The sequence below is a fragment of the Enterobacter cloacae complex sp. S3 genome, assembly GCF_014930495.1.
GTDB classification, from domain to species: Bacteria; Pseudomonadota; Gammaproteobacteria; order Enterobacterales; family Enterobacteriaceae; genus Enterobacter; species Enterobacter asburiae_B.
Genome location: NZ_JADBRD010000018.1, coordinates 325217 through 345401 on the forward strand (window position 1 = coordinate 325217; position 20185 = coordinate 345401).

Here is a 20185-nt window from a genome sequence, read left to right on the forward strand (position 1 = left end):
GCATAGAAAATCACGAATCATCAAATAATGGCAGGGCCATCAATATGGAACTTTTGTCGTGTTTGCCGACCCGGGAGTCAGTTTTGTTTCTCTACACGAATAACGTAAACCACCAGGATTTAAGAGGTGCGCAATGAGTGCAACAGCATCGACAGCGCCGCAGAATAAATCACTCGAGTGGATGAACCGCCTTCGCGCGAATCCTAAAATCCCGTTGATCGTGGCAGGCGCTGCCGCAATTGCGATCCTTGTAGCGATGGTCCTGTGGGCGAAAAGCCCTGATTACCGGACGCTCTACAGCAACCTTTCCGATCAGGATGGCGGCGCCATCGTCACCCAGCTTACCCAGATGAACATCCCTTATCGCTTTGCCGATAATGGCGGTGCGCTGGAGGTCCCGGCTGATAAGGTGCACGAGCTGCGTCTGCGTCTGGCTCAGCAGGGGCTGCCGAAAGGCGGTGCCGTTGGCTTTGAGCTGCTGGATCAGGAAAAATTCGGTATCAGCCAGTTCAGCGAGCAGGTGAACTACCAGCGTGCGCTGGAAGGTGAACTGGCCCGCACCATTGAAACATTAGGCCCGGTGAAGAGTGCCCGCGTGCACCTGGCGATGCCTAAACCTTCTTTATTTGTCCGCGAACAGAAATCACCTTCAGCTTCCGTTACCGTGAACCTTGAACCCGGCCGCGCGCTGGACGAAGGGCAAATCAGCGCGGTGACGCACCTCGTTTCCAGCGCCGTTGCCGGTCTGCCGCCGGGTAACGTGACGCTGGTTGACCAAAGCGGTCACCTGCTGACGCAGTCCAATACCGCCGGTCGCGATCTGAATGATGCGCAGCTGAAGTATGCCGCCGATGTCGAAAGCCGACTCCAGCGCCGTATTGAAGCCATCCTCGGCCCGGTGGTGGGTAACAGCAACGTGCACGCGCAGGTAACTGCACAGATCGACTTCGCGAACAAAGAACAAACTGAAGAGCAGTACAGCCCGAACGGCGATGCGGCTCAGGCGGTGATGCGTTCACGCCAGATCAATTCGAACGAGCAGGTCGGCGGTGCCTACCCGGGCGGCGTGCCTGGCGCGCTGTCTAACCAGCCTGCCCCGGCTAACGCGGCACCGATTTCTACGCCGCCGGCCAATCAGCAGAACGGTCAGCAAAATAATCAGCAGACCACCTCAACGACCAATAACGCCGGTCCGCGCACCAGCAGCCGTAACGAAACCACGAACTACGAAGTGGATCGGACGATTCGCCACACTAAACTGAACGTGGGCGATATTCAGCGTCTTTCCGTTGCGGTAGTGGTGAACTACAAAACGCTGGCGGACGGCAAACCGCTGCCGTTGACTGCCGAGCAGATGAAGCAGATTGAAAACCTGACCCGTGAAGCGATGGGTTACTCCGAGAAGCGCGGCGATACCCTCAACGTGGTGAACTCACCGTTCAACTCGGTTGATGAGACCGGCGGTGAACTGCCGTTCTGGCAACAGCAGGCGTTTATCGACCAGCTGATGTCCGCAGGACGCTGGCTGCTGGTGCTGATTGTCGCGTGGCTGCTGTGGCGTAAGGGCGTTCGTCCGCAGCTCCAGCGCCGTGCTGAAGCCGAGAAAGCGGCTCGCGAACAGATGAACACGCGTCAGGAAACGGAAGAAGCGGTTGAAGTGCGCCTCAGCAAAGATGAACAGATACAGCAGCGTCGTGCTAACCAGCGCATGGGCGCTGAGGTCATGAGCCAGCGCATTCGCGAAATGTCAGATAACGATCCGCGCGTCGTGGCGCTGGTCATCCGCCAGTGGATGGGTAACGAACATGAGTAATACGCTTACGGGCACCGATAAAAGCGTCATCCTGCTGATGACCATTGGCGAAGATCGTGCGGCAGAGGTGTTTAAACACCTCTCCCAGCGAGAAGTGCAAATTCTCAGTGCGGCCATGGCCAACGTGCGTCAGATCTCCAACAAGCAGCTGACCGAAGTGCTGGCAGAGTTTGAACAGGAAGCGGAACAGTTTGCCGCGCTGAACATCAACGCCAACGACTACCTGCGCTCCGTGCTGGTCAAGGCGCTGGGCGAAGAGCGTGCCTCCAGCCTGCTGGAAGACATTCTGGAAACGCGCGATACCGCCAGCGGTATCGAAACGCTCAACTTTATGGAGCCGCAGAGTGCCGCCGACCTTATCCGCGACGAGCACCCGCAGATTATCGCCACCATCCTTGTCCACCTCAAACGTGGTCAGGCGGCCGATATTCTGGCGCTGTTCGAAGAGCGCCTGCGTCACGATGTGATGCTGCGTATCGCGACCTTCGGCGGCGTCCAGCCGGCCGCGCTGGCGGAGCTGACCGAAGTGCTGAACAATCTGCTCGACGGTCAGAACCTCAAGCGCAGCAAAATGGGCGGCGTGAGAACGGCGGCGGAAATCATCAACCTGATGAAAACGCAGCAGGAAGAGGCCGTCATTACGGCGGTTCGCGAATTCGACGGCGAGCTGGCACAGAAAATCATCGACGAGATGTTCCTGTTCGAAAACCTCGTGGAAGTGGACGACCGCAGCATCCAGCGCCTGCTCCAGGAAGTGGATTCCGAGTCGCTGCTTATCGCCCTCAAAGGCGCCGAGCAGCCGCTGCGCGAGAAGTTCCTGCGCAACATGTCTCAGCGTGCGGCCGATATCCTGCGCGACGACCTTGCCAACCGCGGCCCGGTTCGTCTGTCTCAGGTGGAAAACGAACAGAAAGCCATTCTGCTTATTGTTCGTCGTCTGGCGGAAACCGGCGAGATGGTGATTGGCAGCGGAGACGACACCTATGTCTAATGAGCTGCCCTGGAAGCGCTGGACGCCGGACGATCTGGCGCCTCCCCTCTCCGAGTTCACGCCGGCCGTCATCGCAACCGAAGAGCTTGACCCGGACGTCGAGCAGCCCGAGCTGACCGAAGAGGAGCAGCAGGCCCAGATGCTGGCGCAGCTGCAAATGCAGGCGCACGAGCAGGGCTATAACGCCGGTCTGAACGAAGGCCGCCAGAAAGGCCACGAGCAGGGGTATCAGGAAGGTCTGGCGAAAGGGTTAGAGCACGGTATCGATCAGGCGCGCCAGCAGCAGGCGCCGATCCATGCCCGCATGCAGCAGCTGGTCAGCGAGTTCCAGCACACCCTGGACGCGCTGGACAGCGTGATTGCCTCGCGACTGATGCAGATGGCGCTGGAAGCCGCGCGTCAGGTCATCGGCCAGACGCCCGTGGTGGATAACACCGCGCTGATCAAACAAATTCAGGGTCTGCTTCAGCAGGAGCCGCTGTTCAGCGGGAAACCTCAGCTGCGCGTCCATCCGGACGACCTGCAGCGCGTTGAAGAGAGCCTGGGCGCGACGCTTAACCTGCACGGCTGGCGTCTGCGCGGCGACCCGTCGCTACATCACGGCGGCTGCAAAGTCTCTGCCGATGAAGGCGATCTGGATGCCAGCGTCGCCACCCGCTGGCAGGAACTGTGCCGCCTGGCGGCACCGGGAGTCGTCTGATGACCGCGCGCCTCACCCGCTGGCTCACCACGCTCGACAACTTTGAGACGAAGATGGCGCAACTGCCATCCGTTCGTCGTTATGGGCGACTGACGCGCGCCACCGGTCTGGTTCTCGAAGCCACCGGCCTGCAGCTTCCGCTGGGCGCGACCTGCGTCATTGAGCGTCAGGATGGACTGGAAACGCGTGAAGTTGAAAGCGAAGTGGTCGGATTTAACGGCCAGCGCCTGTTCCTGATGCCGCTTGAAGAGGTGGAAGGCATTCTGCCCGGCGCGCGCGTGTATGCCAAAAACATTTCTGGCGATGGGCTGCAAAGCGGGAAACAGCTGCCGCTCGGTCCTGCCCTGCTGGGCCGCGTGCTGGACGGCAGCGGGAAACCGCTCGACGGACTGCCCTCCCCGGACACCACCGAAACCGGCGCGCTGATCACCCAACCGTTCAACCCCCTGCAGCGTACCCCTATCGAGCATGTGCTGGATACCGGCGTGCGCCCGATTAACGCCCTGCTGACCGTGGGACGTGGACAACGTATGGGCCTGTTCGCCGGCTCAGGCGTAGGTAAATCCGTCCTGCTCGGCATGATGGCGCGCTATACCCAGGCCGACGTGATCGTCGTGGGGCTGATCGGCGAACGTGGTCGTGAAGTAAAAGACTTTATTGAAAACATTCTGGGTGCGGAAGGCCGCGCCCGCTCGGTGGTGATCGCCGCACCGGCAGACGTGTCGCCGCTGCTGCGCATGCAGGGTGCCGCGTATGCCACCCGTATCGCCGAAGATTTTCGTGACCGCGGCAAGCATGTGCTGCTGATCATGGATTCCCTGACCCGTTACGCGATGGCGCAGCGTGAAATCGCCTTGGCCATCGGTGAGCCACCGGCGACCAAAGGCTACCCGCCTTCGGTATTCGCCAAACTCCCTGCGCTGGTGGAACGCGCGGGGAACGGCATCAGCGGCGGCGGCTCCATCACCGCGTTCTATACGGTACTGACGGAAGGCGATGACCAGCAGGACCCGATTGCCGACTCCGCGCGCGCGATCCTTGACGGTCATATTGTGCTGTCGCGCCGTCTGGCCGAAGCCGGGCACTACCCGGCCATCGATATTGAAGCCTCTATCAGCCGCGCAATGACGGCGCTGATAACCGAGAAGCACTACGCCCGCGTGCGTAACTTCAAACAACTGCTTTCCAGCTTCCAGCGCAACCGCGATCTGGTCAGCGTGGGGGCGTATGCCAAAGGCAGCGACCCGATGCTCGACAAGGCGATTAGCCTGTGGCCGCAGCTGGAGGCATTTTTGCAACAAGGCATTTTTGAACGCGCCGACTGGGAAGATTCAATTCAGGCACTGGAGCTGATTTTCCCGCAGGTGTAACACAGGTGGAGGGCGAAGGTCATGGCGCAAAACAGCGCGTTATCAACGCTGAAAGATCTGGCTGAAAAAGAAGTTGATGATGCCGCATTGCAGCTAGGCGCAATGCGACGCGGGTGCCAGCAGGCTGAAGAACAGTTGAAGATGTTGATCGACTATCAGCATGAATATCGCACCAACCTCAATACCGATATGACACAGGGCATTGGCAGCCAGCGCTGGATTAACTATCAGCAGTTTATCCAGACGCTGGAGAAGGCGATAGATCAGCATCGCCAGCAGCTTAACCAGTGGACCCAGAAAGTCGATACCGCGCTGAATTTCTGGCGCGAGAAGAAGCAGCGACTGCAGGCCTGGCAGACTTTACAGGACAGACAGATCGCGGCAACGACCCTGGCGGAAAACCGTCTGGATCAGAAGAAAATGGATGAGTTTGCCCAGCGCGCATCAATGAGGAAACCGGAATGATCACACTGCAACAACTGCTGATGAGCGACAGCGACCTGTCAGGCGGCACGCAAACGGGGAAAGGCACCGACGGTGCACAGGACTTTTTCTCTCTGCTGGCGGGCGCCCTGTCGGACGCAACGGGCAAGGGCAAAGATGCGCCGCTGACCCTGGCTGATCTGAAAGCCGCCGGCAGTAAACTGTCAAAAGTGGCTGAGGACGCCAAAGGGGATACCACCCTGCAGGCCAAAATTGCCGACCTGCTCTCGCGCCAGACCGCGCTGAACGGCGATGAAACGTCGCCCGTCACGTCGCTTGATACGCTGGTTTCCGGGCTGGTGCCGCTGTCTAAGGGCGACGCGCTGAAGACGCTCAATGCGGCGAACAGCAAAGATGACGGTAAAAGCGAGCTGAGCGAAGAAGAGCTGGCCGGATTAAGCGCCCTGATGGCGATGCTGCCGCACCAGCAGCAAACTACCGCCTCTCGCGCGGCAGGCAGCGAGGGCGTTTCCGCCACCTCAACGCTGAATTCCGCGACGCTTTCAAACGGTGCGGGCCAACCGTCCCTGAACGCGTCTGCGGGAAGCCACGATAAAGCGCAGAGTGCTACGCCTTATCAGAACCAGGTGAAAAATCACGAGCCGGCCCTGCAGGGCAACGCGCCTGCTACACCGGCCGTAGCCGCGGCGGCAGAGAAGCAGGAGCTCGCCAGTTCGTCCTCATCATCATCATCACCAACAGCTACTCTGGCACCGATTATGTCCAGCCATGCGACCAGTCAGACGGCCGCCACCGTCGCCAGCGCGCCGGTATTAAGCCAGCCTCTGGGGACCCACGAATGGCAGCAGTCCCTGAGCCAGCACATCACCCTGTTCACTAAGCAGGGCCAGCAGACGGCAGAGCTGCGCCTGCACCCGGAAGATCTGGGTCAGGTGCAAATTTCGCTTAAGCTGGATGATAACCAGGCCCAGCTGCAGATGGTCTCTGCGCACAGCCATGTTCGTGCGGCACTGGAAGCCGCGCTGCCGGTACTGCGGACCTCACTGGCGGAAAACGGCATTCAGCTTGCGCAGAGCAGCATCAGCAGCGAGAGCTTCGCCGGGCAGCAGCAGTCCTCGTCCCAGCAGCAGCACCAGGCTTCGCGTTCCGGCAACACCGGCGGTTTTAATGAAGAGAGCGATGAGCTACTGCCTGTTCCTGCCGCCCTGCAGTCCGCAGCGCGCGGTAACAGTGCCGTAGACATCTTCGCCTAAACGCCAGAGGTAGCGTGATTATCCCCGTCTTTTCCACGCTTTGACGACAGCAGGACACGGGATAATCACTTTATTAAGCTGTACCGAAACAGGAAGCTCGTATCAGATGACTGACTCCGCTATCACCAAAAAAAGTAAGCGTTCCATCTGGATCCCGCTGCTGGTGTTGATCACGCTCGCCGCCTGCGCTACCGCGGGCTATAGTTACTGGCGTATGCAGCAGGAACCGACCACCGCTGCAGCCAAAGCTGAAGCACCTCCTCCGCCGGCTCCAGTGTTCTTCCCGCTGGATACCTTCACCGTCAACCTGGGTGATGCGGATCGCGTGCTTTACGTTGGCATTACGCTGCGCCTGAAAGATGAAGCCACCCGTTCACGTCTGAACGATTACCTTCCTGAAGTGCGTAGCCGCCTTCTGCTGCTGTTCTCTCGTCAGGACGCTTCGGCGCTGGCTACCGATGTGGGTAAGCAAAAGCTGGTCGACGCCATTAAACAAACGCTGGCGACCCCGCTGGTAAACGGCCAACCTAAGCAGGAAGTCACTGACGTTCTGTATACAGCATTCATTCTGCGGTAACGACATGGGCGACAGTATTCTTTCTCAGGCAGAAATCGATGCGCTGCTCAACGGCGACAGCGATAACAATGATGATCCTAAACCGGGTATCGGCGGCGATAGCGATATTCGTCCCTATGACCCGAATACCCAGCGTCGCGTGGTACGTGAACGTCTGCAGGCGCTGGAGATCATTAACGAACGTTTTGCACGTCAGTTCCGTATGGGGCTGTTTAACCTGCTGCGTCGTAGCCCGGATATTACGGTGGGTGCGATCCGCATTCAGCCGTATCACGAGTTTGCCCGCAACCTGCCGGTGCCAACCAACCTTAACCTGATTCATCTGAAGCCGCTGCGCGGCACCGGTCTGGTGGTGTTTTCGCCAAGCCTGGTGTTCATCGCGGTGGATAACCTGTTCGGCGGCGACGGGCGTTTCCCGACCAAAGTAGAAGGTCGTGAATTCACCCATACCGAACAGCGCGTCATTAACCGCATGCTGAAGCTGGCGCTGGAGTCTTACAGCGACGCGTGGAAAGCGATTAACCCGCTGGAAGTGGAGTACGTCCGTTCTGAGATGCAGGTGAAATTTACCAATATCACCACCTCCCCGAACGATATCGTCGTTAACACGCCGTTCCACGTGGAGATCGGTAACCTGACCGGCGAGTTCAACATCTGCCTGCCGTTCAGCATGATCGAACCGCTGCGCGAGCTGCTGGTGAACCCGCCGCTGGAGAACTCCCGCAACGAAGATCAGAACTGGCGTGAAAACCTGGTCCGCCAGGTCCAGCATTCGCAGCTTGAGCTGGTGGCGAGCTTCGCCGATATCCCGCTGCGGTTATCTCAGATCCTGAAATTACAACCCGGTGATGTTTTGCCGATAGAAAAACCCGACCGCATTATTGCCCATGTGGATGGTGTCCCCGTGCTGACAAGCCAGTACGGCACGATTAACGGTCAGTATGCGTTACGCGTTGAGCACTTGATCAACCCGATTTTGAATTCGCTGAATGAGGAACAGCCCAAATGAGTGACATGAACAATCCGTCCGATGAGAACAGCGGAGCACTGGACGATCTGTGGGCTGACGCGTTAAACGAGCAAAAAGCACCCCCGGCCAAAAGTGCAGCGGATGCCGTATTCCAGCAGCTCGGCGGCGGTGACGTCAGCGGCACGCTGCAGGACATCGACCTGATTATGGATATCCCGGTTAAGCTGACCGTTGAGCTGGGACGCACCCGCATGACCATTAAAGAGCTGCTGCGCCTGACGCAGGGTTCCGTGGTGGCCCTTGACGGTCTGGCCGGCGAGCCGCTGGATATTCTGATCAACGGTTATCTGATTGCCCAGGGTGAAGTGGTGGTGGTTGCCGATAAATACGGCGTACGCATCACCGACATCATTACCCCGTCTGAACGTATGCGTCGTCTGAGCCGTTAAGCATGAAAACCCAGGCAACAATATCACAGCCTTCTGCCGTTCCCGGCTCGCCTCTGCTCCAGGTGAGCGGGGCATTGTTCGGTATTATTGCCTTTATTCTTATCGCCGCCTGGCTGGCGAAGCGCTTTGGCCTGGCGGGTAAAACCGCCGGTGCCCGCGGCCTGAAGGTCAGCGCCAGCACCACGCTGGGTCCACGCGAGCGCGTGGTCATCGTCGAGGTAGACGATGCGCGTCTGGTCCTGGGCGTCACGGCCTCAAACATCAGCGTATTACATAAGCTGCCGCCCGCCCCTGTTGTGGTGGACGAGCGCGCAGACGCCCCTGCGGATTTTCAGTCCGTCATGAAGAGTTTGCTTAAGCGTTCCGGGAGATCCTGATGCGCCGTTTGTTATCCCTGACGCTTGCGGGCGTTGGCCTGTTTGCTCCCGCGGTCTATGCACAGCTGCCCGGTCTGGTCTCCACCCCTCTCGCGGGCGGCGGACAAAGCTGGTCGCTTCCGGTGCAGACGCTGGTGTTCATCACCTCGCTGACGTTTATTCCGGCCATCCTGCTGATGATGACCAGCTTCACCCGCATCATCATCGTCTTTGGTCTGCTGCGAAACGCGCTGGGAACCCCTTCCGCGCCGCCAAACCAGGTTCTGCTGGGGCTGGCGCTGTTTTTGACCTTTTTCATTATGTCGCCGGTGATCGACAAGATTTATACCGACGCCTATCAGCCGTTCAGCGAAGACAAAATCTCCATGCAGGAGGCGCTGGATAAAGGCGCGCAGCCGCTGCGGGAATTTATGCTGCGCCAGACGCGCGAAGCCGACCTGGCCCTCTTTGCCCGCCTGTCCAACACCGGCGAGATGCAGGGACCGGAAGCGGTGCCAATGCGTATTCTTCTGCCTGCCTATGTCACAAGCGAGCTGAAAACCGCGTTCCAGATTGGCTTTACCATCTTTATTCCGTTCCTGATTATCGACCTGGTGATCGCCAGCGTCCTGATGGCGCTCGGGATGATGATGGTGCCGCCCGCGACCATTGCCCTGCCCTTTAAGATCATGCTCTTTGTACTGGTCGACGGCTGGCAGCTGCTGGTCAGTTCGCTGGCGCAGAGTTTCTACAGTTAAGGAACGGCAATGACACCCGAATCGGTCATGATGATGGGCACGGAAGCGATGAAAATCGCGATTGCCGTTGCCGCGCCGCTGCTGCTTGTCGCGCTGGTTACCGGTCTGATTATCAGTATCCTGCAGGCCGCCACGCAGATTAACGAAATGACGCTGTCGTTCATCCCGAAAATCATTGCCGTGTTCGTGGCGATTATCGTGGCCGGGCCGTGGATGCTGAATCTGTTGCTGGACTATATGCGCAACCTGTTTACCAATCTGCCGTACATCATCGGCTGACCTGACGATGATGCACTTCACCAGCGACCAGTGGGTTCAGTGGCTCGGCGTCTATTTCTGGCCGATGCTGCGCATCATGGCGCTGATATCCACCGCCCCGATTCTCAGTGAGAAATCGATACCCAAGCGCGTCAAGGTGGGGCTGGGCATCATCATCTCCATTATCGTCGCGCCCTCTCTTCCCCCCGTGGATATTCCGATCTTCTCGGCGAACGCGGTGTGGGTGGCCCTGCAGCAGGTGATGATTGGCGTCGCCGTCGGCTTTACCATGCAGCTCGCCTTTGCCGCGGTGCGTACCGCAGGTGAACTGATCGGCCTGCAGATGGGGCTATCGTTCGCCACGTTTGTTGACCCTGGCAGTCATCTCAACATGCCCGTGCTGGCGCGTATTATCGATCTGCTCGCCATGCTGCTGTTCCTGTCGTTCAACGGCCATCTCTGGCTTATCTCCATGCTGGTGGATACGTTCCATACGCTGCCGATTGGCGAAAATCCGGTGAACAGCAACGCTTTCCTCGCGCTTACCCGCGCTGCGGGGCTGATTTTCCTCAACGGGCTGATGCTGGCGCTGCCGATCATCACCCTGCTGCTGACCGTCAACCTGGCGTTAGGTTTACTCAACCGAATGGCGCCGCAGCTTTCGGTGTTTGTCATTGGTTTTCCGCTGACGCTGACGGTTGGGATTTTATTAATGTCATTACTGATGCCACTTATCGCTCCCTTCTGTGAACATTTATTCGGCGAGATATTCAACCTGTTAGCGGATATTGTCAGCGAGCTGCCACGTAAATAATAGCCCTCACTGTTGCTATTGTCTTTCTGAGGATATTCCTAAAATAAAACGCGTAAAACATCTTCCAGGATATATCTGACGCGGTTTAATTGTTTCTAACCATCTCACAATACTTAATATTTACTTTACTTTAAGAAGATTCCTGGCAAATTATACGTAACTTTACGGGATAGTGAGTCCGCCTGAAAGTCTTTGTCATGCTCACAGGTTTATTATTTTTTTCCATCCCGTATGGCTGTTTTGAGCTCTCAGGCAGATGGTGAATTATCGTTACGCATTGAGTGAGGGTATGCCATGTCAACGATCATTATGGATTTATGCAGCTACACCCGGCTAGGGTTAACCGGGTACCTGGCAAGCAGAGGGGTAAGAAAGAGAGACATCAACGATGCACACACCGTTGACGAACTCGCAGCCGCTTGTGACGAACTAAAACCAGGCGTGGTGTTTATTAATGAGGACTGTTTCATTCACGATCCAGCCAACAGTCAGCACATTAAGCAAATCATTAATCAGCATCCAAAAACCCTGTTTATTGTTTTTATGGCGATCGCGAATATCCATTTCGATGAGTATTTGTTGGTCCGTAAAAATTTATTGATCAGTTCTAAATCGATTAAACCCGAGTCGCTGGATGACATTCTGGGTGATTATTTGAATAAAGAAGTTAAAAATGTAGGAGCGGTTAACTTACCCACCCTATCATTAAGCAGGACTGAATCAAGTATGCTGCGAATGTGGATGGCGGGACAAGGAACTATTCAGATCTCTGACCAGATGAATATTAAAGCGAAAACCGTTTCGTCACACAAAGGAAATATTAAAAGGAAAATTAAAACGCATAATAAGCAAGTGATCTACCACGTGGTACGCCTGACCGATAATGTGACGAACGGGATTTTCGTCAACATGCGTTAGTCGCTTAAGACCTGTGCACCCTACCTTGATCTCTGGCCTGGCCAGAGATTTTTGCTTCTGGAAAGGTTGTCGGGCACGCGCTGTGCTACCCGACGCCGTGTTACTCCGCCTTCTCGACAAAAATGCCGTCCGGATGCCCCAGTTCGTTAAAAAACCAGATGCCGAGCGGGTAGTCTTCAAGCGATACCAAGTACATTGTGCCTTCGCTAAACTCTTCAATTGCCAGCACCACACCCGGGCGGCGCGGCCCACCGTCCGTTTTAACGGTTACCCGATCGTTGACCTTCATACATTCCTCCTCTGGTTTTGAGCCAGTGTAGAACAAAACGCAAAAACGCACATCGCCGCCCGGCGTGATTGGCGTTTTTATACACAGTCTATACTTACCGTTGGACACGGCTGAAAGAGGAACCCCGTAATGAAGACCGATAAAGAGTACAGCGACACCATCAAGCGCGAAGTCGAGGTGGATGTCGATGCCCTGCTGGCCGCCATCAATGAGATCAGTGAGTCTGAAGTCCGCCGGTCGGACGACAATTCGGACCGCGTCATTGTCAACGGAAGGGATTATCACACCTATCGCGAGCTGGCGGAGGCCTTCGAGCTTGATATTCACGATTTTAGCGTGTCTGAAGCCAATCGGTAGGGCGAAAAAAATCCCGGCCATGGGGATGACCGGGATCAAAACTTGCTTATGCAAGAAGCACTTGAAAATTCGTTACACCAGGAAATCTGATGTTCATGCCACACTATCCCCAACGAATTTGGCTGACAAGCATATATTCTTACGATGAATATAATATTTTTAACATAATGCTTTTTGTTATGAGCAATAACACACGCCGAATGCGGGTTTGCCAGGAGCATTCCTCTTTTCTCCGGTTTTCGCCTTCATTATTTTTTAGGAATTTTCTTAGAGCGAGACGCATCTGTTACCAGGAGTCGCTATGCCTTCACTGCGGGATACATTGCTGATTTTCTCTGACCTGGATGGTTCACTGCTGGATATTCACACCTATGAGTGGCAACCCGCCATGCCCTGGCTGGACAGGCTGCTGGATAATCAGGTTCCGGTTATTCTTTGCAGCAGCAAGACCGCGGCAGAGATGCTCGATCTCCAGCTGGATCTGGGGCTGGAAGGCTTGCCTTTTATTGCCGAGAACGGCGCGGTGATTCAGCCTGACGTGCGCTGGGATAAGGTTCAGCGCCAGATAAGGGGGATGACGCACCGGGATATTCGCCCGCGAATCGAACAAATTCGCCTGCAGACGGGCTATAAATTCACTACCTTTGACGACGTGGATGAGCACGTTATCAGCGAGTGGACCGGCCTGACGCGCTACCGTTCGGCGCTTGCCCGCAAGCATGAAGCGTCCGTCACGCTCATCTGGCGCGATACCGACGAGAAACTGGTCCAGTTTGAAGAGGAGCTGGCGAATGTCGGCCTGAAATGCCTGCAGGGCGCGCGCTTCTGGCATGTTCTGGACGCTCGCTGCGGCAAAGACGTTGCGGTGAACTGGCTGATTGAGCAATACCGCGAGCTGGAAGAGATTGAACCCACCACGCTGGGGCTCGGCGACGGTCCCAATGATGCGCCCCTGCTCGACAGCGTTGACTTCGCGGTGGTGATTAAGGGCATTAACCGCCAGGGCATCACGCTACGGGACGATAACCCTGCCCGGGTTTATCACACCCGGCAGCCCGGCCCGGCGGGCTGGCAGGAGGGGCTGGATCACTTCCTCTCCTAATCCCGCCAGACGACCCGGTTACGCCCGCTCTGTTTGGCCTGATACAGCCGGACGTCCGCCACGGACTGCAGCTGTTCAAACTCGTAGTTACCCGCTTCATCCGCGCTACTGACCCCAAGCGACGCGCTGACGCGCAGGGTCGTGCTCTTCTTCACCAGGATCTCCTTACTGTTGATCCGGCAACGTATACGGTCCGCGACGCTTCTCGCCTCCTCCAGACCAATCCCCGGCAGGACGACGCAAAACTCTTCCCCGCCTACGCGCCCTGCCACATCATTCTTGCGTAACGCGCTGGCAATCAGCCCTGCCGTGTGGGAGAGCACTTTATCTCCGGCCTGATGGCCGAAGCGGTCGTTGATATTTTTAAAATGGTCGAGATCGATCTGAATCACCGAGAACGGAAGCGACTGCTGGCGACAGGTTTCCGCCAGCAATTTTGCGCGGTCGAACAGCGCGCCGCGATTATTCAGCCGGGTAAGCGGATCATGCCAGGCCTGCCACTGGAGCGAGTGCTGAAGCGTGTACATGTTACTCACCATGCGGCGGATCACCAGCCACGAGATCAACAGCATGGCGGTAAAGAGCGCCCACATCAGCGCCAGCACGATACTGATGCTGCCGAAGTCGTCCTGTACCCCTTCGTGCAGGGTGTGGATCCGCAGGACAACGCCGTCGAAGTGATCGAGTCGTTCCCAGCTCACAAAACGGCTTCCGAGGCGGATCCCGCCGCCGGTGGCGTGCTCAATCGCCTGCGCAATCTGCGCCGTTTCGCGTTCGTCAAAATGGTTAACCGCGTTTTCCGTATGGGCAGAGGTGGCAATCATATTGAGCCGGGTATCGTACAGCTGATACTCCCCTTCCGTTCGGTCTTCCGTCGCATCGGCCAGCAGACGCTGCATGGTGCCCAACGTAAAATCCATCGCCACGACGCCATACCAGTAATGGTCGAAATAGATGGGAACGCTGGCGGTGATCATACGTTCATCATTGGTCCAGGATGAGGGGGTGGAGATGAACCAGCGCACCGCGCGAGCGCGATTGTTCCGTTCTGACTGCTGGGTAAACCAGGACTGCGTGACAAGATGGTAATAGCGGGAGGTAATGTCGCCCGCCTGATCCGGCGTATCGGTGGAAATGAAAAACCCGGCGCGGGAGACGTAGATCACGCGCGCTTCCGTTTGTGCTCTGGACGACGCCAGCCTGAGCAGATACCCCACTTCGAGCGTGGCAGAAATCTCGTGGCTGAGGCGTTCGGCGTCACGATTCAGAAACGTGGTTTTCTCGACGAAGGCATCCGAGACACCGTTAATGGGAAGGGTGCGTTTTTTATCAACGGCAAGCTGCCAGGTGGGGAGCATGCGGACTGAGCTAAAGCGTGACACCGCCTTCTGGAGTACATCAAATGCCAGCGGCGTCTGGATCGCATCATGCATGCCCTGACGGAACAACAGCATCCTGTCGACGCTGTTCTGCAGCTGCCTGTCCAGCGAACTGGCGACCGTATCCAGATGATTACGCTGGCTGGAGATGTACGCTTCTTCCAGTACCACCACTTCACGCCAGGTCAGTAGAGTCGAAAATACCAGAACAACCAGAAAACAGAGATTAACAATCAACCCCGGATTGCTACGCTTATGCAGCCATTGCAAAAAAGATTGTCTTACAACAAAGGTATCGCGCTGCACACACACTCCCTGATCGCTGCCTTACACCCGGTACTGGAGATAAAAACGCCCGGCAAAGCCGGGCGTTATGTGATTAAGCCTTGTCCCGCTGGTGCTGCCCGTCCCCCGGCTGAAGCTCATCTTCACGAAATGCTTCCCGCTTGATGCCATAGCCATCGTGCCACCGACATTCCACCATTCCGCTGGAATACCCGGTGACAATCATACGTGGGCCGCCCTTCTTAGGCTTAACTTCATCACTGACCAAAAAGACCATACCTGCCTCCTGTATCAGGGTGAAACTGTTTCAATTTAGACGAGGAATGGTCTTTTTGCATCCCATAACGGGTAACAATTAGTGCGACGTGCCGCGAATTTTTTCAACCAGCTTCACCGCCGCGACCACGATAGCGCCAATGATGAAGCCCAGCACCAGATTCAGCAGCGTGGGCAGAATCGCCGCGACAACGGCCCCCTGCGCCGAGGAAAAATGTTCGATAGCATGGTGCAGCGGCGCGATACCGTGCACCACGATCCCGCCGCCCACGAGGAACATCGCCAGCGTGCCCACCACCGACAAACTCTTCATTAGCCACGGGGCCAGCACCAGCAGGCTTTTGCCGATGCCTCTTGCCACCGCGCTCGATTTCTCCTCCAGCCAGTAGCCGATATCATCCAGCTTGACGATCAGTCCCACCAGGCCGTAGACGCCGACCGTGACCAGAATGGCGATGCCGGAGAGGATCAGAACCTGATTCAGGAGCGGCGCGTCAGACACGATGCCCAGCGTAATGGCGACAATCTCTGCGGACAGGATAAAGTCGGTCCGAATGGCGCCTTTGACCTTATCGCGCTCGAAGGTTTTCGGATCCTGAGCGGCCAGCGCTTCAAGACGCTGCTGGCGCATCTCCGGCGTATCGCTCTGCTTGCGCGCGCTAAAGGAGTGCAGGACCTTCTCTACGCCCTCGAAGCAGAGAAACGCCCCGCCAATCATCAGCAGCGGCGTGATGGCCCAGGGAATAAACGCGCTGATCAGCAGCGCCAGCGGGACCAGAATCACCTTATTCAGGAAGGAGCCTTTTGCCACGCCCCACACCACCGGCAGTTCACGGTTAGCCCTTACCCCACTCACCTGCTGGGCGTTAAGCGATAAATCATCTCCCAGCACGCCTGCGGTTTTTTTCGCCGCCAGTTTCCCCATCACTGAAATGTCATCCAGTAAGGTCGCAATATCATCCAGCAATGTTAATAAGCTACTTCCTGCCAAAATCTTAATCCTTCATTTTTTGGTAATTAGGTGAATAGTATGGAGCAAAAGCGCAAACCCGGAAACACCCACCTCACGTCAACAAAAAATTCACATCTGCCACACGATTAAAGGGCTCGCCAGCGAGATAGTTTTCGCGTTTACTATCAGCGACCTTTTTATTTCGTCGTGAGGGATTATGCGTTTCCGGCAATTGCTACCGCTCATTGGGGCACTCTTTTCGCTGTACATCATCTGGGGCTCAACCTACTTTGTCATTCGCATCGGCGTGGAAAGCTGGCCGCCACTGATGATGGCGGGCATCCGCTTTCTCTCGGCTGGCGTGCTGCTGCTGGCCTTCCTGCTGCTGCGCGGGCATAAGCTTCCCCCGCTGCGCCCGATGCTGAATGCCGCCCTGATCGGCCTGCTGCTGCTGGCGGTGGGAAATGGGTTTGTAACGATTGCCGAGCACCAGAACGTACCGTCCGGGATCGCCGCCGTGGTCGTTGCCACCGTACCGCTGTTTACCCTCTGCTTTAGCCGCCTTTTCGGTATCCGCACCCGCAAGCTGGAATGGCTGGGGATTGGTATTGGCCTTGCCGGCATCATTCTGCTGAACAGCGGCGGTAACCTGAGCGGGAATCCGTGGGGCGCAATCATCATTCTGATTGGCTCGATGAGCTGGGCGTTTGGTTCCGTCTACGGTTCGCGTATCGAACTGCCGACCGGCATGATGGCGGGCGCGATTGAGATGCTCGCCGCCGGGATTGTACTGCTGCTCGCCTCCACGCTGACGGGAGAAAAGCTGACGACCCTGCCGCCGCTGTCGGGCTTTCTGGCGGTAGGCTACCTGGCGCTGTTTGGTTCCATCATCGCCATTAACGCCTATATGTTCCTGATCCGCAATGTCTCGCCGGCAGTCGCCACCAGCTATGCCTACGTCAACCCGGTCGTGGCCGTGCTGCTCGGGACGGGATTGGGGGGAGAAACGCTCTCTTCCGTTGAATGGCTGGCATTAGGGGTGATTGTTTTTGCCGTCGTGCTGGTCACTCTGGGCAAATATTTACTGCCCGCAAAACCGGTGGTCACGCCTTGCGAGGTGGAGAAACCGTAAGCAGGTGAATACCCTGCGTGTCGATCTGCGCGGTCTGGCCGCCGCCGCAGATCCACTCCTCCAGCCGCTCGGTCAGATCGGTATCGTTCAGTTTTAATCTGCCTCTCAGCGCACACTCCCAGACGATCAGCACCCGCCAGCCCTGCGCAATCAGCGCGGTGAGATCCCGTCTGTCGCGCTCGACGTTCTTGCCAATTTTATCCAGCCAGAAATCGGTGCGCGTCGCGGGGACTTTAAACAGATAGCAGTCGTGGTGATGCCAGAAACAGCCGTGGGTAAAGATGATGCACTGCCAGGCGTCGATGACGAAATCCGGGCGACCCGCAAGCGCGGGATCCTGCACGCGGAAATCAAACCCCGCCTGCGTCAGCAGCCCGGCCAGGCGCTTTTCGATGGCGGTGTCACGGGTGCCGATGGCACGCATATTTTTGCTGCGCGTGGCCTTATCGTGAACATCCGTCATTGACGGCCTCACCCTGACGGAGTGCCACCGCCTGTCTGATGCGCGAGGCCAGAAGTTTTGCCACGGCCGCGAACGCGGGAACCACCACCGAATTACCAAACTGGCGGTACGCCTGGGTATCCGAAACAGGAATGCGGAAGCGGTAACCCTGCGGGGTCTCAAATCCCATCAACCGGGCGCATTCCCGCGGCGTTAAGCGTCGCGGACGGTGGCGCTGGTTGTGCGGATCGTCGAAATCTTTTTCACCCAGCGCCTTGTCCCAGCCTCTGTCGATCAGGATCTCTGCCCCATCCTTATAGTAGCGAGCGGACAACGTACGGGTCACGCTGTGCGGATTGTTGGGGTTGACCATCCCAAAACCGAAGCCGTTGCCCTTCGCCTGATGTTTCTTGGCATAGCGGTAGAGGTATTTCCACAGCACCGGGGTAAGAATAAATTTCGCGTCAACGACAGGTTCCAGCAGGTCGGCAACAGTAGGACGACGCTCGGGATACAAAGACGGAATATCACGAAGGGTGAAATCCCCCTTGAGATTGAGGTCGCGGCGGAAACCCACCAGCACGATACGTTCGCGATGCTGGGGCAGGAAATGTTTCCCATCAATGATTTTGGGATCGTCCGCGCCCATGTCCTGCGAGTCGGCCACGTCATAACCCAGCTCATCCAGGGTCTGCATAATAATGCGGAAGGTTTTTCCGCCGTCGTGGCTCTTTAGATTTTTGACGTTTTCCAGCACAAAGATGGCCGGGCGACGGGCGTCAATAATGCGCGCCACATCAAAAAACAGCGTTCCCTGGGTATCGCAGGCAAAGCCGTGGGCACGTCCAAGGGCATTCTTTTTGGAGACACCGGCCAGCGAGAAGGGCTGACACGGGAAGCCGGCCAGCAGCACGTCATGCGCCGGGATCGTCTGGCGGATGTGCTCGGCGGCCTGTTCATCGCTCACGCCGCTTTTATGGCTCAGGGTGACATCGCGGATATCCGCGTTGAACTGGTGCTCGTGCGGATCGCAGTACCAGTTGGCCTTGTAGGTCCGGACGGCATGTTTGTTCCACTCGCTGGTAAACACGCACTGTCCGCCGATAGCTTCAAAACCGTACCGGATGCCGCCGATACCGGCGAACAGATCGATAAAGCGGAAGGCATAGTTCGGGTGCGCGGCAGGAGGACGCGGAAGCAGGTTTTGCAGATAACGAAACTCGCCTTCACTCAGGCGACGCCCTGCGCGTTCGCTGGTCAGCAGACGCTTAAGGATCGCCGGGCTCCAGTGGCTCTCGCCGTGCGCCACCAGCAGATTGGCCAGCGTTTTAGCATCATAGATATCCAACAGCTGGCGCAGCAACGCCTGCACCGTTGCCGTTGATTTCTCAGCCTGCTCGGGCGCGGGCTCTGTCACTGATCGATTTTCCTGCATTCTTTTAACCGGAGAGTAAAGACTGGAAACAGATTACCACAGTTCAGTTGCGCAAACTGCGACGGAAGCGGCTCAACACCTGGCTATCCAGCCCGATGCAGTCGCCGTGTAATTCGGCACTGAGTTTCGCCATAAACTGGATCAGGAAATCGGCATTGTGGCGTGCCAGCTCGCGGCCCATTTCCGTTTGCATTGTATCAGGCAATCGCAGCAGCTTGGTCTGAAAATGGTCGAGGGCAAACGCACGGTCATCAAGGATACGCGCATCGGCAAAGGGATCGTCTGCATCAAAAAGCGGCACGCCCAGCGCGCCCGAGACGGCAAAGACGCGCGCCAGGCCGATAGCGCCTAACGCTTCCAGCCGGTCTGCGTCCTGCACGATTTTGGCTTCCATGCACTGCGGCGCAATCCCGGCGCTGAAGCTGTGCGCCTCAATCGCGTGCGCGACGGCGGCAGTATGCTCTGGCGGAAAGTCCGGGAAGTCGCGGCGCAGAATGTCACACGTCCTGCGCGCTGCCATCTGGGATGACCGGCCGCGTTCGGGATGGTTTTTCGGCAGGCTGACAATATCGTGGAAATAGCATGCGGTCAGGATCACCAGCGGTTCCACCGCCTGGTGATCCATTATTTTTTGCGCCGTCATCCAGACCCGACGAAAATGCGAAATATCATGTGCGGTATCGTCGGTGCTGTGGTTTTCCTCAAGCCAGCGCTCAAATCGCTGCTGCCACCGGGCAAGTTCCATCGTCATATCCTGTTGTTTAAAAGAGAATCAATTATAACATAGCCGAATTAAATCAATTTAAAAATAGAGCCACGAAATACTTAATAATAATTACACCGTATAAATTCAATGAATTAATTC

Annotated in this window: 23 protein-coding genes and 1 pseudogene; 17 read left to right on the forward strand and 7 right to left on the reverse strand. The window is 57.0% G+C overall.

The window, feature by feature from the left end; genetic code table 11:
• The first annotated feature begins 133 nt into the window (after window positions 1-133).
• From fliF to rcsA, 14 genes and pseudogenes are all read left to right on the forward strand, one after another.
• Complete coding sequence (gene fliF, locus IM317_RS11700; protein WP_033145901.1) at window positions 134-1813, forward strand: flagellar basal-body MS-ring/collar protein FliF; 1680 nt, start codon at window positions 134-136, stop codon at window positions 1811-1813.
• On the forward strand, window positions 1806-2804 hold the full coding sequence (gene fliG / locus IM317_RS11705; RefSeq protein ID WP_023312301.1) for a flagellar motor switch protein FliG: 999 nt from the start codon (window positions 1806-1808) through the stop codon (window positions 2802-2804). The genes fliF and fliG overlap by 8 nt, the downstream gene beginning before the upstream one ends.
• On the forward strand, window positions 2797-3504 hold the full coding sequence (fliH, locus tag IM317_RS11710; protein WP_023312302.1) for a flagellar assembly protein FliH: 708 nt from the start codon (window positions 2797-2799) through the stop codon (window positions 3502-3504). The genes fliG and fliH overlap by 8 nt, the downstream gene beginning before the upstream one ends.
• Window positions 3504-4874 (forward strand): flagellar protein export ATPase FliI, encoded by a 1371-nt coding sequence (gene fliI / locus IM317_RS11715; RefSeq protein WP_023336182.1) that lies wholly within the window; start codon window positions 3504-3506, stop codon window positions 4872-4874. Before fliH ends, fliI begins: the two co-directional genes overlap by 1 nt.
• 21 nt (window positions 4875-4895) lie before the next feature.
• The gene (fliJ, locus tag IM317_RS11720) at window positions 4896-5339 is read left to right on the forward strand and encodes a flagellar export protein FliJ (protein ID WP_023312304.1); all 444 of its coding nucleotides are present in this window, start codon (window positions 4896-4898) and stop codon (window positions 5337-5339) included.
• Window positions 5336-6571, forward strand: coding sequence for a flagellar hook length control protein FliK (fliK, locus tag IM317_RS11725; protein ID WP_033145902.1), 1236 nt, complete (start codon window positions 5336-5338; stop codon window positions 6569-6571). Before fliJ ends, fliK begins: the two co-directional genes overlap by 4 nt.
• 106 nt (window positions 6572-6677) lie before the next feature.
• Complete coding sequence (fliL, locus tag IM317_RS11730; protein WP_023312306.1) at window positions 6678-7148, forward strand: flagellar basal body-associated protein FliL; 471 nt, start codon at window positions 6678-6680, stop codon at window positions 7146-7148.
• 4 nt (window positions 7149-7152) lie between these two features.
• Window positions 7153-8157 (forward strand): flagellar motor switch protein FliM, encoded by a 1005-nt coding sequence (fliM, locus tag IM317_RS11735; RefSeq protein WP_023336184.1) that lies wholly within the window; start codon window positions 7153-7155, stop codon window positions 8155-8157.
• Window positions 8154-8567 (forward strand): flagellar motor switch protein FliN, encoded by a 414-nt coding sequence (fliN, locus tag IM317_RS11740; RefSeq protein WP_023312308.1) that lies wholly within the window; start codon window positions 8154-8156, stop codon window positions 8565-8567. Before fliM ends, fliN begins: the two co-directional genes overlap by 4 nt.
• A 2-nt stretch (window positions 8568-8569) precedes the next feature.
• Window positions 8570-8944, forward strand: a complete 375-nt coding sequence (gene fliO, locus IM317_RS11745; protein WP_023312309.1) for a flagellar biosynthetic protein FliO — start codon at window positions 8570-8572, stop codon at window positions 8942-8944.
• Complete coding sequence (gene fliP / locus IM317_RS11750) at window positions 8944-9681, forward strand: flagellar type III secretion system pore protein FliP (RefSeq protein ID WP_033145903.1); 738 nt, start codon at window positions 8944-8946, stop codon at window positions 9679-9681. Before fliO ends, fliP begins: the two co-directional genes overlap by 1 nt.
• Window positions 9682-9690: 9 nt before the next feature.
• Complete coding sequence (gene fliQ, locus IM317_RS11755; protein WP_008500315.1) at window positions 9691-9960, forward strand: flagellar biosynthesis protein FliQ; 270 nt, start codon at window positions 9691-9693, stop codon at window positions 9958-9960.
• Between the two features lie 7 nt (window positions 9961-9967).
• Window positions 9968-10760: pseudogene (fliR, locus tag IM317_RS11760) on the forward strand (flagellar biosynthetic protein FliR); the annotation flags it as partial.
• Between the two features lie 287 nt (window positions 10761-11047).
• A complete protein-coding gene (rcsA, locus tag IM317_RS11765) occupies window positions 11048-11671 on the forward strand; it encodes a transcriptional regulator RcsA (RefSeq protein ID WP_008500313.1) in 624 nt (207 codons plus the stop codon).
• A 100-nt stretch (window positions 11672-11771) separates the two neighbouring features.
• On the opposite strand, the gene dsrB is transcribed toward rcsA, so the two are convergent.
• Window positions 11772-11960, reverse strand: coding sequence for a protein DsrB (gene dsrB / locus IM317_RS11770; RefSeq protein WP_013097741.1), 189 nt, complete (start codon window positions 11958-11960; stop codon window positions 11772-11774).
• 129 nt (window positions 11961-12089) lie between these two features.
• Here dsrB and yodD point away from each other — a divergent pair, with 129 nt between their 5' ends.
• Window positions 12090-12317: a YodD family peroxide/acid resistance protein gene (gene yodD / locus IM317_RS11775; RefSeq protein ID WP_008500310.1), complete on the forward strand. Its 228-nt coding sequence runs from the start codon at window positions 12090-12092 to the stop codon at window positions 12315-12317.
• A 301-nt stretch (window positions 12318-12618) separates the two neighbouring features.
• Window positions 12619-13419 (forward strand): mannosyl-3-phosphoglycerate phosphatase-related protein, encoded by an 801-nt coding sequence (locus IM317_RS11780; protein ID WP_033145905.1) that lies wholly within the window; start codon window positions 12619-12621, stop codon window positions 13417-13419.
• Here IM317_RS11780 and dgcQ read toward each other — a convergent pair.
• The 3 genes from dgcQ to IM317_RS11795 all read right to left on the reverse strand — a co-directional run bounded on the left by dgcQ (window position 13416) and on the right by IM317_RS11795 (window position 16350).
• Complete coding sequence (dgcQ, locus tag IM317_RS11785; RefSeq protein ID WP_033145906.1) at window positions 13416-15104, reverse strand: cellulose biosynthesis regulator diguanylate cyclase DgcQ; 1689 nt, start codon at window positions 15102-15104, stop codon at window positions 13416-13418. The genes IM317_RS11780 and dgcQ overlap by 4 nt on opposite strands.
• Before the next feature lie 73 nt (window positions 15105-15177).
• Window positions 15178-15360: a YodC family protein gene (locus IM317_RS11790; RefSeq protein ID WP_023312315.1), complete on the reverse strand. Its 183-nt coding sequence runs from the start codon at window positions 15358-15360 to the stop codon at window positions 15178-15180.
• A 78-nt stretch (window positions 15361-15438) separates the two neighbouring features.
• The gene (locus IM317_RS11795) at window positions 15439-16350 is read right to left on the reverse strand and encodes a DUF808 domain-containing protein (protein WP_032658668.1); all 912 of its coding nucleotides are present in this window, start codon (window positions 16348-16350) and stop codon (window positions 15439-15441) included.
• 178 nt (window positions 16351-16528) lie between these two features.
• On the opposite strand from IM317_RS11795, the gene yedA reads away from it, so the two are divergent.
• Complete coding sequence (gene yedA, locus IM317_RS11800; RefSeq protein ID WP_033145907.1) at window positions 16529-17443, forward strand: drug/metabolite exporter YedA; 915 nt, start codon at window positions 16529-16531, stop codon at window positions 17441-17443.
• Here the strand turns inward: yedA and IM317_RS11805 are convergent.
• The 3 genes from IM317_RS11805 to IM317_RS11815 all read right to left on the reverse strand — a co-directional run bounded on the left by IM317_RS11805 (window position 17415) and on the right by IM317_RS11815 (window position 20065).
• A complete protein-coding gene (locus IM317_RS11805; protein ID WP_033145908.1) occupies window positions 17415-17906 on the reverse strand; it encodes a very short patch repair endonuclease in 492 nt (163 codons plus the stop codon). The genes yedA and IM317_RS11805 overlap by 29 nt on opposite strands.
• Window positions 17887-19302 carry a DNA cytosine methyltransferase gene (locus IM317_RS11810; RefSeq protein WP_033145909.1) on the reverse strand — a complete coding sequence of 472 codons (1416 nt, stop codon included), beginning with the start codon at window positions 19300-19302 and terminating at the stop codon, window positions 17887-17889. Before IM317_RS11810 ends, IM317_RS11805 begins: the two co-directional genes overlap by 20 nt.
• 61 nt (window positions 19303-19363) lie before the next feature.
• Complete coding sequence (locus tag IM317_RS11815; protein ID WP_033145910.1) at window positions 19364-20065, reverse strand: phosphohydrolase; 702 nt, start codon at window positions 20063-20065, stop codon at window positions 19364-19366.
• Window positions 20066-20185: the final 120 nt, after the last annotated feature.

Bases quoted from the DNA above. Each gene is read 5' to 3' on its own strand.
- fliF (WP_033145901.1), top strand. From the start codon at position 134: ATGAGTGCAACAGCATCGACAGCGCCGCAGAATAAATCACTCGAGTGG.
- fliG (WP_023312301.1), top strand. From the start codon at position 1,806: ATGAGTAATACGCTTACGGGCACCGATAAAAGCGTCATCCTGCTGATG.
- fliH (WP_023312302.1), top strand. From the start codon at position 2,797: ATGTCTAATGAGCTGCCCTGGAAGCGCTGGACGCCGGACGATCTGGCG.
- fliI (WP_023336182.1), top strand. From the start codon at position 3,504: ATGACCGCGCGCCTCACCCGCTGGCTCACCACGCTCGACAACTTTGAG.
- fliJ (WP_023312304.1), top strand. From the start codon at position 4,896: ATGGCGCAAAACAGCGCGTTATCAACGCTGAAAGATCTGGCTGAAAAA.
- fliK (WP_033145902.1), top strand. From the start codon at position 5,336: ATGATCACACTGCAACAACTGCTGATGAGCGACAGCGACCTGTCAGGC.
- fliL (WP_023312306.1), top strand. From the start codon at position 6,678: ATGACTGACTCCGCTATCACCAAAAAAAGTAAGCGTTCCATCTGGATC.
- fliM (WP_023336184.1), top strand. From the start codon at position 7,153: ATGGGCGACAGTATTCTTTCTCAGGCAGAAATCGATGCGCTGCTCAAC.
- fliN (WP_023312308.1), top strand. From the start codon at position 8,154: ATGAGTGACATGAACAATCCGTCCGATGAGAACAGCGGAGCACTGGAC.
- fliO (WP_023312309.1), top strand. From the start codon at position 8,570: ATGAAAACCCAGGCAACAATATCACAGCCTTCTGCCGTTCCCGGCTCG.
- fliP (WP_033145903.1), top strand. From the start codon at position 8,944: ATGCGCCGTTTGTTATCCCTGACGCTTGCGGGCGTTGGCCTGTTTGCT.
- fliQ (WP_008500315.1), top strand. From the start codon at position 9,691: ATGACACCCGAATCGGTCATGATGATGGGCACGGAAGCGATGAAAATC.
- rcsA (WP_008500313.1), top strand. From the start codon at position 11,048: ATGTCAACGATCATTATGGATTTATGCAGCTACACCCGGCTAGGGTTA.
- dsrB (WP_013097741.1), bottom strand. From the start codon at position 11,960: ATGAAGGTCAACGATCGGGTAACCGTTAAAACGGACGGTGGGCCGCGC.
- yodD (WP_008500310.1), top strand. From the start codon at position 12,090: ATGAAGACCGATAAAGAGTACAGCGACACCATCAAGCGCGAAGTCGAG.
- IM317_RS11780 (WP_033145905.1), top strand. From the start codon at position 12,619: ATGCCTTCACTGCGGGATACATTGCTGATTTTCTCTGACCTGGATGGT.
- IM317_RS11790 (WP_023312315.1), bottom strand. From the start codon at position 15,360: ATGGTCTTTTTGGTCAGTGATGAAGTTAAGCCTAAGAAGGGCGGCCCA.
- yedA (WP_033145907.1), top strand. From the start codon at position 16,529: ATGCGTTTCCGGCAATTGCTACCGCTCATTGGGGCACTCTTTTCGCTG.
- IM317_RS11805 (WP_033145908.1), bottom strand. From the start codon at position 17,906: ATGACGGATGTTCACGATAAGGCCACGCGCAGCAAAAATATGCGTGCC.
- IM317_RS11815 (WP_033145910.1), bottom strand. From the start codon at position 20,065: ATGGAACTTGCCCGGTGGCAGCAGCGATTTGAGCGCTGGCTTGAGGAA.